This is a genomic window from Streptomyces alanosinicus (assembly GCF_014650595.1).
In the GTDB taxonomy this organism is placed as follows: domain Bacteria; phylum Actinomycetota; class Actinomycetes; order Streptomycetales; family Streptomycetaceae; genus Streptomyces; species Streptomyces alanosinicus.
The window spans coordinates 84,042-99,383 of sequence record NZ_BMVG01000006.1 but is presented as its reverse complement, the minus strand read 5'-3'; the positions used below and the strand labels follow the sequence as shown (position 1 = coordinate 99,383).

Here is a 15,342-nt window from a genome sequence, read left to right as displayed (position 1 = left end):
GGTTCGCTCAGCAGTCCTTCTTCGTGGACGCCGACGGCCTGGGGGCGGTCAGGGCCGTCAGGGCCTGGTTCGCGGCCATCGGCTTGGTCAGGCCCTTGAAGCCGTCGCCGAGGACGAGGTCGAGGTCGTTGGCCTTGCGGCCGGCGGCGGCGCGCTGTTGGGCGCCGGCCAGCTGGGTGCCGAGGACCGCCAGTGAGGTGTTCTGCTCGGTGACCGGACCGACGAGCACCCCGACGCTCTTCACCTTCTTGTCGAACTCTTTGCCCGCGTTGCCCACGTCGCCGATCTTGAAGCCGCGTTTCTTCAGCTCGTCCGCGGTGTCCTTGGCGAGCCCGGTGCGCGCGGTGGCGTTGTAGACGTTCACCGTGATCTCGCCGGGCTTGGGCAGGGCCGTGACCTGGGCGGCCGTCTGGGCCTTGGCCCGGCAGTCCGCCTTGGTGCCGGACGCCGTCGTCTTCTCGGTGTGACCGGTGAAGACGCCGATGAGCTGCAGGGTGCCCCAGCCGATGAGGCCGAGCGCGGCGGCGGACGCCACCACGGCGGCCACGAGCCTGCCGTGTCGGCGCGGCGGACGCATCCGAGGGTATTTGTCCCCCGTGATCCGGTACTGGCCGCCCATGCCTGGGGGAGTCAGCATGCTCATGGGCGCAGCGTAGTGCGCCCGAGCGACGATGCCTATTAGATGATCAGTCGATGCCGCTCAGCGGAACCCGAAAGGGTCAAGGGCCAACGGCCGTGCCGGGCCCGGTCAGTCGAGTTCGAGCACGCGTGCGTGCAGCACCTGGCGCTGCTGAAGGGCGGCGCGGACCGCGCGGTGCAGCCCGTCCTCCAGATAGAGGTCACCCTGCCACTTCACGACGTGTGCGAAGAGGTCGCCGTAGAACGTCGAGTCCTCCGCCAGCAGGGTCTCCAGATCAAGCTGCTGCTTGGTGGTCACGAGCTGATCGAGGCGGACCGGGCGCGGTGCGACGTCCGCCCACTGCCGGGTGCTTTCCCGGCCGTGGTCGGGGTACGGCCGGCCGTTTCCGATGCGCTTGAAGATCACACGGAAAGCCTACCGGTCAAGACGTTCCGGGCGCAGCCATGGCGGCGGAGTCCGACGCTCGAAAAGGTGCCACAAAAGGGCCTATACAAGCTGTTAACGGGAACCGGTGGCCGAGATGAGTGACAGCGGGACCGGGCCGCCCGCCACACCCGAGAGCGCCGCCGTGCTCCCCACCGAGGCGCGGCGGCCGGGGCCACGGCGCCCCGGTGCGGCGGACTTCTGAGGGGAGCCGGAATTCGACACGGCGGATTTCCTCCGTACGGCCGAGGGTTCCTCGGCGAGGAGCATCCGCACGTCGTCGGCCGCGCGGTGAGCGCCCGGCGCGCTACGCCCGGCGCGCTACGGCCGTTGTGCTACGCCCGGCGCGCTACGCCCGTTGTGCACAGGCTGTGGAAGCGGTGGGGCCGGCGGAGGCGGTCGGGGGCCTCCGCCGGGTCGGGGGCAGCGGTGGTGGGGCCAGCGGTGGCTGGGGTCAGCGGTTGGGGTCGCCGGGGGTCGGCTGGGGCTGGTCCTTCGGTTCCGGCCGGGGGGCGGTCGTGCGTCGGGCCTCCGCGCGCAGCAGGGCGCGCAGGACGGCGTAGGGATCTGTGGGCATGGCTGTGCTCCTTGCGTCTGACTGACCTTGCGTGGGGGCGCGGGTCTGTCAGCAGCGCAGGACCACCGTGCACAGCAGGTGCGGGGCGTACGGCACCGGCGGTGTGCCGGGGCGGGCGCGGGGCGCAGGCCGGGCGGGCGCCGGGTCGGGCAGGGGTGCGGGGCGCTCGGCCACGTCGGCCCGGTGGACGACGAGGGCGGGCGGCCGCAGGATCGAGTCGAGGTCGTCGTGCTCGAAGGTCTCGGCCGACAGGCCCAGCACGGGGGCCGCTTGGGCCTGCGCATGGACACAGGGCACCCACAGGGCGAGGAGCAGCACGAACACCCGCAGCCAGGTACGGCTGCGGGTCAGGCCCGCGATCCCGCTCACGGCAGGTCTCTGCCCGCGAGGAGCGTCCGGTGCAGCATGCCGGGCCCGAGAATCGCTCGCGCGGCGTACTCGCGGGGCCCGAGGTTGACGGCGGCGTTCACAGCGTCTGGGGCACTTCCTTGGCCCGGCTGCGGATGCTGAACGCGGTGACGATCTCGGTGACGCCCACGACGACCAGCCAGATGCCGGCGACGAGGGTCAGCACGCCGACCGACCGGAACGGCGAGTCGATGAGCACGATGCCGGCGATGAACGTGATGATCCCGAGGAAGATCTGCCAGCCGCGGCCGGGCGTCCGGGGGTCGTGCAGCGCGGCCAGGGTCTGGGTGATCCCGCGGATCAGCCAGCCGATGCCGATCCACAGCGCGAGCAGCAGGATCGACTGCATGGGCCCGCGGAAGCAGAACAGGCCGAGCACGATCGACAGGGCGCCGCTGATGAAGGCCAGCACGCGCAGCGAGGTCGCCATGTGCGTACCGAAGGCGGAGGCCAGCTGGAAAATGCCGCTGATGACGAGGTAGAGCCCGAAGAGGACACCGGCGGCGAGCAGCGAGGCGCCGGGCCAGACGAGCACCAGGACGCCGAGGATCAGCGAGGCGATCCCGGTGACCAGGACCACCTGCCAGGCGGCCCTGGACAGGGCGTGCAGAGGGCCCTCGAAGGGCGGCTCGGGCTCCGGCCGCTCGCCGGGCGGCCGGCTCGCGTGGACGTTTCGGTCGTCGTATTCGCGGCCCCGGTTCGGACCGCTGTTCGGTACCTCGGTCATGGTCCATGCTGTGACCGAGGGTGGCGGCCGTGCCATCCGAGTGGGCCGGCCGGGTGACGTGGCCCTACGTGTGGGATGCCTTGCTTCCGGTTCTACGTGCGGGGTGCCTTGCTTCCGGCCCTGCACGTGGGATCCCTTGCCTCCGGCCTTACGCGCGGGAAGCCCCGCTTGCCGGCGGTCCCGCGGTCCCGCGGTCCCGCGGCCCGGCGTGCCGTCGGCCTTCCTCGCCGGAGGTGTTCGCCTTCACTTGCCGGCGGCCTTCGCCTTCGCCGCCGCCTTCATCTCCTGCTTGTGGGCGCGGACCTTGGCCAGTGACTCCGGCCCGGTGATGTCGGCGACGGAGCGGAAGGACCGCGCCTCGCCGTACGCGCCCGCCGCCTCCCGCCAGCCCGCGGGCGCCACCCCGAGCTGCTTGCCGAGCAGCGCGAGGAAGATCTGCGCCTTCTGCTTGCCGAACCCGGGCAGCTCCTCCAGCCGCTTCAGCAGCTCGGCGCCGCTGCCCACGCCCCGCCAGACCGCCTCCGCGTCCCCGTCGTGCTGCTCGACGAGGTACTGGCACAGCTGCTGGATGCGCTTGGCCATCGAGCCCGGGTAGCGGTGCACGGCCGGCTTCTCGGAGAGCAGCGCGGCGAAGGCCTCCGGGTCCATCGCGGCGATGTCGTGCGCGTCGAGATCTCCGGCGGCACCGGCGCCGAGCCGGTCGGCGATGGTGCGGGGCCCCTTGAACGCCCACTCCATCGGGACCTGCTGGTCGAGCAGCATGCCCACCAGCGCGGCGAGCGGTGAGCGTCCGAGCAGCGCGTCGGCCTCGGGGTCCTGGGCGAGATGCAGGGTGACGTCCATGCGTCGATGATCCCGCGCGCCCGCCGGGTCCACACCTCGCGTACGATCCCCGGTGGAACGGAAATAGTTAGGCAAGGCTAACCTAAAATGAAGTGGGGCTTCCGGGTGACGACCGAGATATACCGCGACGCCTGGGGCATCCCTCATCTGCGCGCCTGTGACGTCCTCGCCCTGGCTCGCGCCCAGGGCCGGGTGACCGCCCTGGACCGGGCCTGGCAGCTGGAGGTCGAGCGCCACCGCTCCCAGGGCACCTCGGCCTCCTTCCTCGGCGCCGACGCCGTCTCCTGGGACGTGCTCGCCCGCCGGGCCCGCCTCGACGACACCGCCCGCCGCTGCTTCGCCGCGCTGGAACGCCGGGATCCCGAGACGGCCGACTGGGTCCGCGCATACGTCGACGGCGTCAACGAGGGCCTGCCCGAGGGCGCCGGCCGCGCCCCGGAATTCACCCGTACGGGCCTCGCCCCGGGTCGCTGGCAGCCCTGGACCCCGCTCGGCATCTGGCTCGCCACGCACATCCTGTTCGCCGGCTTCCCGGCCAAACTCTGGCGCGAGCAGGCGATACGGCACCTCGGCCCCGACGCCGTCGGCCTGTTCGCCACCGACGGCCCCGGCACCGCCGGCAGCAACGGCTGGCTCGTCTCCGGCGCCCGCACCGCCACCGGGCACGCCCTGATCGCCGGCGACCCGCACCGCATCATCGAGGATCCCGGCGTCTACCAGCAGATCCATCTCTCCTGCCCCGAGTTCGACGTCGTCGGCCTCGCCGTGCCCGGCGTCCCCGGCATCGCCCACTTCGGCCACACCGGCACGGTCGCCTGGGCCATCACCAACGCCATGGCCGACTACCAGGACCTGTACCGCGAACGCCTGCGGCGCACCGGCGCCGGGGTCGAGGCCCTCGGCCCCGACGGCCGCTGGCACCGCGCCGCCCGGCACACGGAGACCATCCACATATCCGGAGAACCCCCACTGGAGATCGAGCTGATCGAGACCCCCCGGGGCCCACTGATCGCCGGGGGCCCGGAGGGCCTGGTGTCCGGGGTGGTGGGCGCCGTAGGCCCGGAAGCGGGGGTTTTCGACCACGGTCCGCAGGCCGCCACCGGCGAGGACACCCCCCAGGGGCCACCCGCGCCCGACGACGAAAGTGGTGCGGGTGGTGCGGGTGGTCCGGGTGGTCCGGGTGGTCCTGGTGGTGCCGGTGGTGCCTGTGGTGCGAGTGGTCCCGGTGGTGCGGGTGGGAACACGGCCTTGTCCCTGCGGTACCCACCCCGCGTCACAGAAGACCTCGGCTTCAGCGCCCTGCTCCCCCTCCTCCGCGCCCGCACCGTCGCCGACCTCGACCGCGCCCTGGACGCCTGGGCCGAGCCCGTCAACGTGGTGCAGGCCGCCGACACCACCGGCGCCACCCTCCACCGCGTCGCCGGCCACGTCCCCGTCCGCTCCCGGGCCAACCGCCTCCACCCCGTCCCCGCCTGGCAACCCGGCCACGACTGGCACGGCCGGCACCCCTCGCCGTACGCGCCCGTACCGGACGGCATCGCCGTGATGGCCAACCAGCGCGGCCTCGCCACCCCCCTCGGCGTCGAGTTCGCCCCGCCGCACCGCGCCGACCGCATCCACGCCCTCCTGGACGCGCGCCGCACCTGGACCGCCGACGCCCTGCCGGCGATCCACACCGACACCCACCTCGCCTCCGCCGCGCCCCTCCTCGACCACCTCGCCGCCCTCGACGGCCTCACCCCCGAGGCGGCCCGGCTGCGCGAGCGCCTCCTCGCCTGGGACCGCCGTATGGACGCCGACAGCACCGACGCGGCCGGCTACGCGGCGGTGCGCTCCGCGCTCGTACGCCGGCTCGCCGCGCACCCGGTGTTCGCCGCGCTCCGCGAACCCCCCGCCTACCCGCAGGTCCTGCTCCCCTGGCTGGCCCTCGCCCCGCGCATCGGATACGCCCTCGAACACCTGCTGCGCGCCGAGGAGTTGTACGGCATCGACCGCCCCGCCGCCGTACGCGCGGCCCTGGAGGAGGTGGCCGCCGCCCCGGCGTCCGGCACCTGGTCCGAGACCCACCGCCTCGCCCCCTGGCGCTCGCTGCCGGGGGAGTCGTACGACGAACCCGGCCTCGCCGGGGACCACGACTGTGTGCTGTGCACCTCCGCCGTCCCCGGTCTCACCGACCGCGCGGCCCGCGGCCCGGCCGCCCGCTACGTCTGGGACCTCGCCGACCGCGACAACAGCCGCTGGGTCGTCCCCTTCGGCGCCGACGGCGTCCCCGGCGCACCCCACCACCGCGACCAACTCCCCCTGTGGCGCGGGGGAGAGCTGGTCCCCGTCATCACCGACTGGACCCGGCTGACCCTGCTGGAACGCACCGAGGAGACCCGATGACCGACCCCCGCGCCCACCTCTACGAACAGCACGTCCCCGGCTTCGGCACCGTCCGCATCCGGCCCCTCGACCCGGCCGGCGACGCGGACGTGATCCACCGCTGGGTGAGCGAGGAACGCGCCGTCTTCTGGGGCATGACCGGCCTCACCCGGGACGAGGTCGCCGAGATCTACACCCACATGGCCGGCCTCGACACCCATCACGCCCTCCTCGTCACCCGGGACGACGCCCCGGCGGCCCTGCTCCAGACGTACGAACCGGCCGCGGACCGGGTCGGCGAGTGCTACGACGTACTCCCCGGCGACCTCGGCGTCCACGTCCTGCTCGCCCCCGCCGGCCCCGCGGGCGGGCGCCCCGGCTGGGCGTCCGCGCTGCTGGCCGCGATGACGACGTACGCGCTGCGCACCCTGGACCGGCAGCGGCTCGTCGTCGACCCGGACATCCGCAACACCCGGGCGATCGCCCGCTTCGAGCGCGAGGGCTTCGTGCGCGGCCCGGCGGTCGTCCTGCCCGAGGTGGACCTGCCCGACGTCCACCTCCCCCGGAAGCACGCCCAACTCGCCTTCCTGCCCCGCACGGTGGCCCTGCCGGGCGACTAGTGCCCCAACAGGCAACGTTCGCCCTGTCGCGACGCCCGGCACGCCCTCTCGCCGCACCGGCCGAAAGCCCACGTACAACCAGTACGAGGGCTTCCGCCCAGCACGCCGAGAGCACGCACCAGACGCCGCTCGGCCCGCCCTCCGGGCGGACGACGGGACTTTCGCAACAGGCCCTAGCCTTCCTTCCTCTAGCCTTCGTCGGATGACGACGCCCGAAGAGCTGATCGCGCACTACGGACTCGAACCGCTCCCCCGCGAAGGCGGCCTGTACCGGCGCACCTGGATGGGGCCCGCGCGCCCGGACGGCCACCCCGAGGGCTCGGCCATCGTCGTCCTGCTCACCGCGGACGACTTCTCCGCCCTGCACCGCCTGCCCACCGACGAGATCTGGCACTTCTACCTCGGCGACCCGCTCCAGCTCCTGCTGCTCGCCCCCGACGGCACCGCCCGCACCGCCGTGCTCGGCCCCGCCCCGCTGTCCGGCCAGCACGTCCAGCTGACCGTGCCGGCCGGCACCTGGATGGGCGCACGGGTCGCCGGGGGCGGCGCCTGGACGCTCTTCGGCACCACGATGGCCCCCGGATTCACCGACACGGACTACGAACACGGCGACGCACACGAACTGACGGCGCGATACCCGTCCGAGGCCGCCCGCATCATGGAGCTGTGCCGCCCATGAACCACCCCATGAACCACCCCGAGAAGCTCCGCGCACTTCTGCACGGGCAGACCGCCCTGGTGACCGGCGCGAGCGGTGGCATCGGCCGGGCCATCGCGCTGCGCTTCGCCGAGCACGGCGCCGCGGTGGCCGTGCACTGCCGTACGGCGGTGGACGCGGCCGGGCAAGTGGCGTCCCGTATCCGGGAGTCGGGCGGCGAGGCGGTCGTGGTCCGGGCGGACCTGACGGACGAGGACGCCTGCCACCGTCTGGTCCGGGAGGTGACGGACTGGTCCGGCGGCCGGCTCACCGCCCTCGTCAACAACGCGGCCGTCCAGCCCGTGCAGCCCCTGCCCGCGATGACCGCGGCCGAGTGGCGCACGGTCGTCGACACCGACCTCACCAGCGTCTTCGCCTGCACCCAGGCCGCCGTGGCTCCGATGCGGGCGCACGGCGGCGGCACCGTCACCCATATCGCCTCCATCGAGGCCGCCCACCCCGCGGCCGGCCACGCCCACTACAGCGCCGCCAAGGCGGCGGTCGTCATGCACGCCCGCGCGGCCGCCCTGGAGTACGGCCCCGACGGCATCCGCGTCAACACCGTCTCGCCCGGCCTGATCGACCGGCCGGGCCTCGCCCAGGCCTGGCCGGACGGCGTGCGCCGCTGGCTGGCCGCCGCCCCCACCGGACGTCTCGGCCGCCCCGAGGACGTCGCCGACGCCTGCGTCTTCCTGGCCTCGCCGCTCGCCGGCTGGATCACTGGCCACGACCTGACCGTGGACGGCGGCATCTCGGCCCGCCCGACCTGGTGAGCAACGCGGCACCTGGTGAGCAACGCGGCCGATCGCCGCGTACCTATACGGAGGCCCGACGAAGGCCCGACGAAGGCACAGGGGAAGGCACAGGGGAAGGGAGGGGACGAGGTGCTGCGCGACCGACACCGTCGGGCAGGACGGCTGGCCCTGCTCTGCGCGGGCCTGTTCCTCCTGCTGCTCGGCACGGCGGCTCCCGCGTCGGCCCACGCGGCCCTGCGCACGACCGACCCCGCCGACGGAACCGTCCTCAGAACCGCCCCGCGACAGGTGACCCTCACCTTCACCGAGTCGGTCGGCCTGCTCACCGACTCCTTCCGTGTCTACGACCCCCGTAACCACCGGCTGCGCACGGGCCCCGCCGAGCACGCCCCGGGCCGCTCGGACACCGCCCGCGCCGCCCTCCCCGCCAAGCTCGCCACCGGCACCTACACGGTGGCCTGGCGGGTGGTGTCGGCCGACAGCCACCCGGTGTCCGGCGCGCTGACCTTCTCGGTCGGCAGCCGCACGGCGACGGCGGCGGCCCCGGCCCCCGACGACACGGAGAACCCGGCCACCGCGGCCCTGTACAACATCGCCCGCTGGCTCGCCTGTCTCTGCGTGGCCCTCGTCCTCGGCACGGCCGCGTTCGTGGCGTACTGCCGCCCGCCGAAGACGGCCCGCCTGCGCGGCCCCGTCCTGGCCGCCGCCTGGACCCTCATGGCCTCGACGGCCGCCCTGTTCGTCCTGCGCGCCCCGTACGAGGAAGGCACCGCACCGGCACACGCCCTCGCCTTCGCCTCCCTCACCCGTACGGCGACGACCCGCCCCGGCGAACTCCTGCTCGCCCGCCTGGCGCTGCTGTCCCTCGCCGCGGCCGCCGTCGCCGTCCTGCGCTCCCGCCGCAGAAGACTCCCGCGCCGCACCACCCTGGCGATCGCGGCGGCCGTCTCCCTCCCCCTCGCCCTGACCTGGACGGCGGCCGAACACGCCTCGGCGGGCCTCCAGGTCCCGCTGGCGATCACCTCCGCCACCCTCCATCTGCTGGCCATGTCGGTCTGGCTCGGCGGCCTGGCCTGTCTGCTGCGCACGCTCGGCCGCACCTCCCTCACGACGGTGGCGCGCTTCTCCCGCCTGGCCTTCGCGTCGGTGGCGGTCCTGGTCCTGACCGGCGTCTACCAGTCCTGGCGGGGCCTCGGTTCCTGGCAGGCGCTCACGGACACGACGTACGGCCGCACCCTGCTGACCAAACTCGCCGCGGTCACCGCACTCCTGCTGGCAGCGGCCTGCTCCCGCGCCTGGACGACCCGCGCGGTCAGGGCCGAGGCGACCGCGTCGGCGCCCGCCGCCCGCGTCCCCGAACCGGCGACCGGCCCCGCGCTCCCCCCGGAGCCCACCGCCGCGCCCACGCCCCCGGAACCCCCCTTCGAGTCCCTGCGCCGCTCGGTGCTGGCGGAGGCGGCCGTCGGCGTGGTCGTACTGGCCCTGACGACCCTGCTCACGAGCACGGTGCCTGGCCGCACGGCCGAGGAGGCGGCACAGTCCGGGACGCCCACGGCGGGCATCCCGACGGCCTCCGTCACCACGATCCCCTTCGCCCTCGGCACCCCCGGCGGCCACGGCAGGGTCCAGATCACCCTGGACCCGGGCCGCGTGGGCCGGACCTCCGTCCAGGCGGTCGTCTACGGCCCCGACGGCGGCCTGTCCACGGTCCCCGAACTCCGCATCACTCTCACCCTCCGCGACCGCCGCATCGGCCCCCTCGACACCAGGGTCACCGACCACGGCGGCTACTGGGCCACCGACGCCTTCGACCTCCCCCTCCCGGGCACCTGGACGATGAAGGCGACGGTCCGGGTGTCAGAACTGGACCAGGTGACGGTATCGACGGCGGTGCGGGTGACGGGGTAGCCCTCGACTGCCCTGGTGGGCTGAGGCGGAGCGTGCGAGATTCGAACTCGTGAGGGGGTGCCGGCGACTTTGAGGCAGCCGCGTCCGCGCGGATCTCGTCGAGGAGATCCGCGGGGTTCGTCACTGTCACCTTCTTGGTCGCCATAGAGTCCACGATGCTCCAGGTGTCAAAGCCCATCCCAGTCGCCGCCTGAGGTCGGCCGGCTGTGGCGGGGCGTGGGCCACCGAGGAAGGCCATGGCGCGTGCTTTCCCGGCCTGCCCATCCTGCCGAGGGCGACTCCGTCACGGCATGCCGTCTATCCTTGCCGGCGCATGCACGGACGGGCGTGGATAGGTGCTCTTCGTAGCGATGAGACTCCTTAGACATCTTCCGGTCGATTGAGCTGCAGGCTTCGCAGCTGCTCCGCGGATAGTCGGAGGTGCTTGAACTGCCCCGGATTCCCACGGCGCCATATTGATCCTGAGTACTCAGGATCAATCAACCCGGCGAAGCGTTGCTAGTGGTCTGTGACGTGTGGCCAGTTCTGGCTGACATCCTGTACGTCGATGACGCTGGGGTAGCGATCTGCGAGGTACTGTTGCTCCATCTCCTCGCCGGTCTCGCGGTTACGCACCACCTTGACGCCGCCCATCTTCATCTTCTTCAGGGTGCCGATGGTCTCACCTGCGATGAGCGCGTTGAAGGCCTTGATTGCTTGTGCCGACTGTTGGACGCTGTCCCTGCTGATGACGCCCTTGTTCACGTTGAGCATGGTGTTCGTGTAAACGGCCCGGGGATCCTTGCCGACGTACTCGCGACTTGCGTCACCGATGCCTCCGAAGAAGAGCTTGGCGACGTGCTCGGGCCACTTCTCCAGGATGATCTGGTGGCTGATGAGCAGTCCCGTGCCGCTGGCATGGCACTGACGCCCCTTCGCGAGCATGTAGTTGATGCGGGATTCCGGGATGGGCCAGGACGCCATGAGGGCGGGAACCTCGGCAGCCGTGATTTTGCCCGTGGTCCAACGGGTCCAGTGCAGGCCCTCGGCTCGATTACGCAGGATCTTCAGCGTCGCACCGTAGTAGTTGGCGTTGTTCTGCGCCATGCCGGATGCCTTGGCCACGTGGTCGCCCGCAGTCCGTACGCGGCCCCCGTCGATGGCGGCGAAGGCATCTGGTTCGAGGTCATATGTGACCTGTGCGGTCACGGAGACTCCCGTGTCGATGATGGCCTGTGCTCGATGCTGTCCGTCGATAAGGCAACCGTGCAAGTCCAGTGCGAAGCCTTGATGAGTCGTCCGGAATTGTCCGGCCCGCAGGATCTCCCGGAACTTCTCGACGTTGTAACTACGCAACGGCACACGGTTGCAGACCCTGTTTTTCATCCAGTTGGTGCAGATGTCAGGCGTGACCGTCATCGTCTCGGTGCGCATGGACGGAATCCCTCCGGTTCCAAAAAGGTTGTAGCTGGCCTAAGTCCGTCTGTCCTGTCTCGGAGCATTGCAGGTGTGGGCTGCCCCTGAGGCCGGCTGATCGAAATGTGGCAGGTCTTGCCCGATAATGGCCACTTTCCTGATTTCTCCGCTGCCTCGGCTGTCGTGCATGCGCCCTGTGCAGTGGGCGGGGTCATGGCATGGGCATCTGCTAACCCTCATGTCCACTGAGCGGAGGCGGGGAGGTGCAAGTTAGAGAGTGATGGGGGAATTTGTTCAGCTATTTCCTGGCTCTAAGCCGTGTGAGGCTCCCTGTGGCGGCTGCCGCACTGTCATTGCGCATTCGTCATGCGCAGTGGACGCCCAGACACTGCATCCCTAGCGTTCTGGATGTCAGCACAGGCATGGACGAAGGAGCACTGCGCGATGGGGTTAGACAAGCGGGATCCGTTGATCAGCCGTGCGGAACTCGCTGCGCAAGCAGGAGTCGCCCGCCCGACCGTCACCACCTGGGAGAAGCGGCACGGTGACTTCCCCACCCCGGTGCGATCCGGTGGCGCCGAATACTTCCACCTCTCCGAGGTGTTGGATTGGTTGGGCGCGCGCACCGTCCCGCGAAGCCAGTTGCGACCCGGCGAAACGGTGGGGACGACATACCGGGTCCGGATCCTTGAGCAGCAGGGTTTCGTGCAGGTCCCGACGCAGATCGAGCCCGGAGTGCGGGGCGTAGAAGGAGACCCCGTCACCGGCATGGTGCTGGTGAACGAGCTCATGGGCGCGCACGCGGATCGTGTGCGCGGGTCGGCCTCAATGCTGGACTTCCTCAGCCTGATTGTGTCTCTCGTGTTTCTCCGGGAGACCGCCCCGGCAGCGTGGCGAGATGTGGAGGACGCTGCGACGAAGGGAACGGGCGCAGAGCACATGGCGGGGTTGCTTGCGTGCATCGGTGCCGTCGCTGACAGGGAGCTGCGCCGGCATGGGGTGCCGCCAGGGATGCGGGAGAGCCTGATGCGGCTCGAACCCCGTTCCTACCGCGACCTGGTGGGAGTCGTGAGGCTCACGGTGAAACTACCGAGAGGGGCATTCCGTCTCATCCTTGACCAGTACGAGGACCGTGCCGGCTTGCGGAGTGAAGAGTTTTTCACCCCGCGGGGGGTCGTACGGCTGGCCGTGGAACTGGCACTGGGGGCGGGACAGAAGAACGCATCGGTCTACGACCCGTACGTGCGGGGCGGGGAGATGCTGGCTGCGGTGGCGGTGCGGCGCGGCACCGTCGGGCCCGGAACCACGCTCCACGGTGAGAGTCCACGGAGGGACACGCTGCGGTTCGCCGGGATGAACATCGCGCTGCACGGCGCACCAGCGGTCCTTCGCAGTTCCCGGGCCATGCCGTGGGCATCCGAGGGGGCTCGCTCCGGCTTTGCCGACGTGGTGCTGACGAATCCGCCGTTCAACATGAGCGACACCGCGGGGGCGGAGCGAGCGCACGGCGTCTGGGAGTTCGGCGCGCCGCCCCAGGGCAACGACAACCTGGCCTGGGTGCAGCATGTGTTGAACGCGCTCAAACCAGGCGGGCGAGCCATCATGGTGATGCCGGTAAAGGCGGGCAATTCGGTCAACACCGCCGAACGGGAGATCCGGCGTAACCTGATCGAGCGTGGTGCGGTCGAGTGTGTCGTGGCCTTGCCGCCCCGGCTGTTCTCCGCCACTCCGGTGCCGGTTGCTCTGTGGTGCCTCCGGCGCAACAAGACTCCGCGTCCCGAGGTACTCCTGGTGGACGCCCGGCATCTCGGCACCGGGACGGGCAGAAGGAACGTGGTCGGCGACGACGGACTCGGTGCCATCCTGGAGGTCGTGAGGCCGTGGCTGTTCGGACCTGCGCTGGGCTCGGTCGCGCACAGCGAGTCATGTCCCCACACGACCTTGGTGTCGCGGGGAGCGTTCGTTGAGTCCGGCTACTCCTTGAGTCCCATGGATCACATTCCGGAGTCTCTGTCTGCTGCCCAGCCCGCTCGCGAGGAATTGATCCGGACTCACGGGGAGGCCGTCCGGCTCGGTCGCCTGGTGCAGGAGGCGGACGCAGATGCCGCCGGCCTCGCCTGGTCCTCGCTCATGGGCGTGCGAGGGGCCCCGGGCCCGCTGCCGCCAGGTTGGACGGAAGTTCGGCTGGCCGAGCTGTGTGAGATTCAGCCGGGCCCCTCCTACACCCGTCTCGGCAGGGCCGACCGGTCGCCGGGGGGCGAAGTGCCTGTGATCTTCCCCCGTCAGTTGGAGGGCGGGAGGATCCTGTTCCTCGAGCAAGAGCAGGCCTTCCGCGAGAAGGCCCAGGAGCTCGCCAACTTCAGGCTGACGGCCGGGGACGTCGTCTGCGTCCGGACGGGGGAGCTTCGTCCGCCCGCACTGGTGGAGCCGGAGCAGGAGGGATGGCTCTTCAGTACCAACCTGGTCCGGTTGCGCGTGCGTGAGGGCGTCGGGGTGGATCCGGGTTTCCTCGTGGACCACCTTTCGCTGCCGCACAGCATGCAGTGGATGCGGAACCGCGCAGAGGCCACCGCCGCCCCTTCGCTCAGCCGCGATGCCCTCGGCCATCTGCCGGTCCGCTTCCCGTCGATGTCGGAGCAGCAGGAGATCGTCCGAGTGAGCGCGCTTCTGCGCAGGCAGGCTGTGCTGCACCGCGAGTACGCGGACGCCGTCGTCCGCTCTCGGGAGGAGCTCCTGAAGCATCTGATGCTCGGGCCTTCGGCGGATGAGCCGCTCGCCCCGTCCGCCCAGCCCCTCTGACTGACGAAAGGACCCTCCGTGGTCACACATCCGTCCCCGGCACGTTCACGCGTCTGGCTCTTGTGGCTGGGCATCGCCACCCTGCTGTCCGTCGTGGCTGCCCTGGCCGTGGCCCTGATCAAGGTGCGGGCCAGGGGCGACATGGCCGATGCGCTCCTGTCTGCCGGTGCCGCGTTCGCGACGACCTTCGGCCTGTGTCTGGCGGTGCCGGCCGCCATTCGGGAATTGAAGAGCCTCGGCGGCTGACGTCCGGGCCGAACGATCCCGCCCACGACGAAGGCCCGGACCGCTCCCATGGTCCGGGCCCGGCAACGCCAGAGGGCCGGCGGAGGAATGAGACCAGAACTGAGACCAGAGCGCCGGTCATACCCGCTTGACGAGCACCGCGTCGATCGCGTACTTGTGGCCGTGGAGCTTGGCGTCGGACAGGAGCCGACGGGCGCCTCGACAATGGCATCGGGGACATCACCACCTCGGCTTCTCCTCGCGCCGCGAGGTCGAGTCAGGCGATCATCTTCCGATCGCCCCGCACGGCGAGGGACAGGGCTTCACGGTCCAGCACGAAGACGCGAAACGGCCGCTGCCTGTGCTCACCGGCTCGCTTCTTCACGCAGCCTCTCCGGCGTCGTGCTTGCGGTGCTCCGGCGCCGCTCGTGTTCGGCGTCGAGTTCCTCCAACTCCGCGAAGGCCGCCGCACCCTCGTCCTCGGTGACGCGACCGTGCTCTTCCTGCAGCCAGTCGACCAGTTCGCGCAGCCGGTCCCGGTCGCGCTTGAAGCGCAGCGCCTCGGCGACATACGCCGACAGGCCCCGCTCCGCGGCCTCCGCACGGATCTCGTCGAGGAGATCCTCAGGAATGGTCACCGTCACCTTCTTGGTCGCCATATAAGCGTCCATGCTCTTGGTGTCGAACTGCTTACCAGCGGGACGTATGGCCATCGCGCGACCGTGGCAGGACGTGGGATGCCGTGGAAGACCTGATTGGTGTGCCAGGAGCGGTGAGTCTCCGCGACGGGGTGGACACCCGGCTGAGGTCCGATGAGCGGGCGACCCGCGAGTGCTATGACGTGCTCTCGGGCGACCGCCGAGAACTGTCCGGTTTCGGCAGGCTCCAGTTCCAGACCGACGGCCTCGCACAGTTCGCGGTGGAGCGAGGGCGCGAAGTGGAGGTCGAGCAGGCGCCGCGC

Annotated in this window: 15 protein-coding genes and 1 pseudogene; 7 read left to right on the top strand and 9 right to left on the bottom strand. The window is 71.2% G+C overall.

Translation table 11 applies throughout. The features are described from left to right. Positions 1-7: 7 nt before the first annotated feature. From IE277_RS15590 to IE277_RS15570, 6 genes are all read right to left on the bottom strand, one after another. Positions 8-643: a LytR C-terminal domain-containing protein gene (locus tag IE277_RS15590; RefSeq protein WP_229881572.1), complete on the bottom strand. Its 636-nt coding sequence runs from the start codon at positions 641-643 to the stop codon at positions 8-10. Positions 644-748: 105 nt separating this feature from the next. Beyond that, the gene (locus IE277_RS15585) at positions 749-1,045 is read right to left on the bottom strand and encodes a type II toxin-antitoxin system VapB family antitoxin (protein ID WP_004943146.1); all 297 of its coding nucleotides are present in this window, start codon (positions 1,043-1,045) and stop codon (positions 749-751) included. Between the two features lie 472 nt (positions 1,046-1,517). Beyond that, positions 1,518-1,640: a hypothetical protein gene (locus IE277_RS48800; protein ID WP_268252509.1), complete on the bottom strand. Its 123-nt coding sequence runs from the start codon at positions 1,638-1,640 to the stop codon at positions 1,518-1,520. 48 nt (positions 1,641-1,688) lie between these two features. Further along, positions 1,689-2,009, bottom strand: a complete 321-nt coding sequence (locus tag IE277_RS15580) for a hypothetical protein (protein WP_229881570.1) — start codon at positions 2,007-2,009, stop codon at positions 1,689-1,691. 97 nt (positions 2,010-2,106) lie between these two features. Then, positions 2,107-2,775, bottom strand: coding sequence for an HdeD family acid-resistance protein (locus IE277_RS15575; RefSeq protein ID WP_189952738.1), 669 nt, complete (start codon positions 2,773-2,775; stop codon positions 2,107-2,109). A 243-nt stretch (positions 2,776-3,018) separates the two neighbouring features. Continuing rightward, positions 3,019-3,618, bottom strand: a complete 600-nt coding sequence (locus tag IE277_RS15570; RefSeq protein WP_189952736.1) for an HhH-GPD-type base excision DNA repair protein — start codon at positions 3,616-3,618, stop codon at positions 3,019-3,021. A 105-nt stretch (positions 3,619-3,723) separates the two neighbouring features. On the opposite strand from IE277_RS15570, the gene IE277_RS15565 reads away from it, so the two are divergent. The 5 genes from IE277_RS15565 (at position 3,724) to IE277_RS15545 (ending at position 9,962) form a co-directional block, all read left to right on the top strand. After that, complete coding sequence (locus tag IE277_RS15565; RefSeq protein ID WP_189952734.1) at positions 3,724-6,003, top strand: penicillin acylase family protein; 2,280 nt, start codon at positions 3,724-3,726, stop codon at positions 6,001-6,003. Then, the gene (locus IE277_RS15560) at positions 6,000-6,602 is read left to right on the top strand and encodes a GNAT family N-acetyltransferase (RefSeq protein WP_189952731.1); all 603 of its coding nucleotides are present in this window, start codon (positions 6,000-6,002) and stop codon (positions 6,600-6,602) included. Before IE277_RS15565 ends, IE277_RS15560 begins: the two co-directional genes overlap by 4 nt. 202 nt (positions 6,603-6,804) lie before the next feature. Continuing rightward, on the top strand, positions 6,805-7,281 hold the full coding sequence (locus IE277_RS15555; protein WP_189952729.1) for a cupin domain-containing protein: 477 nt from the start codon (positions 6,805-6,807) through the stop codon (positions 7,279-7,281). Further along, positions 7,278-8,072, top strand: coding sequence for an SDR family NAD(P)-dependent oxidoreductase (locus tag IE277_RS15550; protein WP_229881567.1), 795 nt, complete (start codon positions 7,278-7,280; stop codon positions 8,070-8,072). Before IE277_RS15555 ends, IE277_RS15550 begins: the two co-directional genes overlap by 4 nt. A 111-nt stretch (positions 8,073-8,183) precedes the next feature. Then, positions 8,184-9,962 (top strand): copper resistance CopC/CopD family protein, encoded by a 1,779-nt coding sequence (locus IE277_RS15545; RefSeq protein WP_373310796.1) that lies wholly within the window; start codon positions 8,184-8,186, stop codon positions 9,960-9,962. 498 nt (positions 9,963-10,460) lie between these two features. Here IE277_RS15545 and IE277_RS15540 read toward each other — a convergent pair whose 3' ends face one another. Further along, complete coding sequence (locus IE277_RS15540; RefSeq protein WP_189952727.1) at positions 10,461-11,375, bottom strand: hypothetical protein; 915 nt, start codon at positions 11,373-11,375, stop codon at positions 10,461-10,463. A gap of 426 nt (positions 11,376-11,801) precedes the next feature. Between IE277_RS15540 and IE277_RS15535 the strand changes: the two genes are divergently transcribed. Together IE277_RS15535 and IE277_RS15530 are read left to right on the top strand one after the other, a co-directional pair. Next, positions 11,802-14,156 (top strand): N-6 DNA methylase, encoded by a 2,355-nt coding sequence (locus tag IE277_RS15535; protein ID WP_189952725.1) that lies wholly within the window; start codon positions 11,802-11,804, stop codon positions 14,154-14,156. Positions 14,157-14,216: 60 nt separating this feature from the next. After that, entirely contained in the window at positions 14,217-14,402 is a 186-nt protein-coding gene (locus IE277_RS15530) for a hypothetical protein (RefSeq protein ID WP_189952723.1), read from the top strand. A 344-nt stretch (positions 14,403-14,746) separates the two neighbouring features. Here IE277_RS15530 and IE277_RS15525 read toward each other — a convergent pair whose 3' ends face one another. After that, the gene (locus IE277_RS15525) at positions 14,747-15,094 is read right to left on the bottom strand and encodes a CopG family transcriptional regulator (protein WP_229881565.1); all 348 of its coding nucleotides are present in this window, start codon (positions 15,092-15,094) and stop codon (positions 14,747-14,749) included. After that, positions 15,022-15,342, bottom strand: a pseudogene (locus IE277_RS47170) (hypothetical protein); the annotation flags it as partial. The pseudogene IE277_RS47170 and the gene IE277_RS15525, both read right to left, overlap by 73 nt.

Bases quoted from the DNA above. Each gene is read 5' to 3' on its own strand.
- IE277_RS15590 (WP_229881572.1), bottom strand. From the start codon at position 643: ATGAGCATGCTGACTCCCCCAGGCATGGGCGGCCAGTACCGGATCACG.
- IE277_RS48800 (WP_268252509.1), bottom strand. From the start codon at position 1,640: ATGCCCACAGATCCCTACGCCGTCCTGCGCGCCCTGCTGCGCGCGGAG.
- IE277_RS15575 (WP_189952738.1), bottom strand. From the start codon at position 2,775: ATGACCGAGGTACCGAACAGCGGTCCGAACCGGGGCCGCGAATACGAC.
- IE277_RS15570 (WP_189952736.1), bottom strand. From the start codon at position 3,618: ATGGACGTCACCCTGCATCTCGCCCAGGACCCCGAGGCCGACGCGCTG.
- IE277_RS15560 (WP_189952731.1), top strand. From the start codon at position 6,000: ATGACCGACCCCCGCGCCCACCTCTACGAACAGCACGTCCCCGGCTTC.
- IE277_RS15555 (WP_189952729.1), top strand. From the start codon at position 6,805: ATGACGACGCCCGAAGAGCTGATCGCGCACTACGGACTCGAACCGCTC.
- IE277_RS15550 (WP_229881567.1), top strand. From the start codon at position 7,278: ATGAACCACCCCATGAACCACCCCGAGAAGCTCCGCGCACTTCTGCAC.
- IE277_RS15540 (WP_189952727.1), bottom strand. From the start codon at position 11,375: ATGCGCACCGAGACGATGACGGTCACGCCTGACATCTGCACCAACTGG.
- IE277_RS15535 (WP_189952725.1), top strand. From the start codon at position 11,802: ATGGGGTTAGACAAGCGGGATCCGTTGATCAGCCGTGCGGAACTCGCT.
- IE277_RS15525 (WP_229881565.1), bottom strand. From the start codon at position 15,094: ATGGCCATACGTCCCGCTGGTAAGCAGTTCGACACCAAGAGCATGGAC.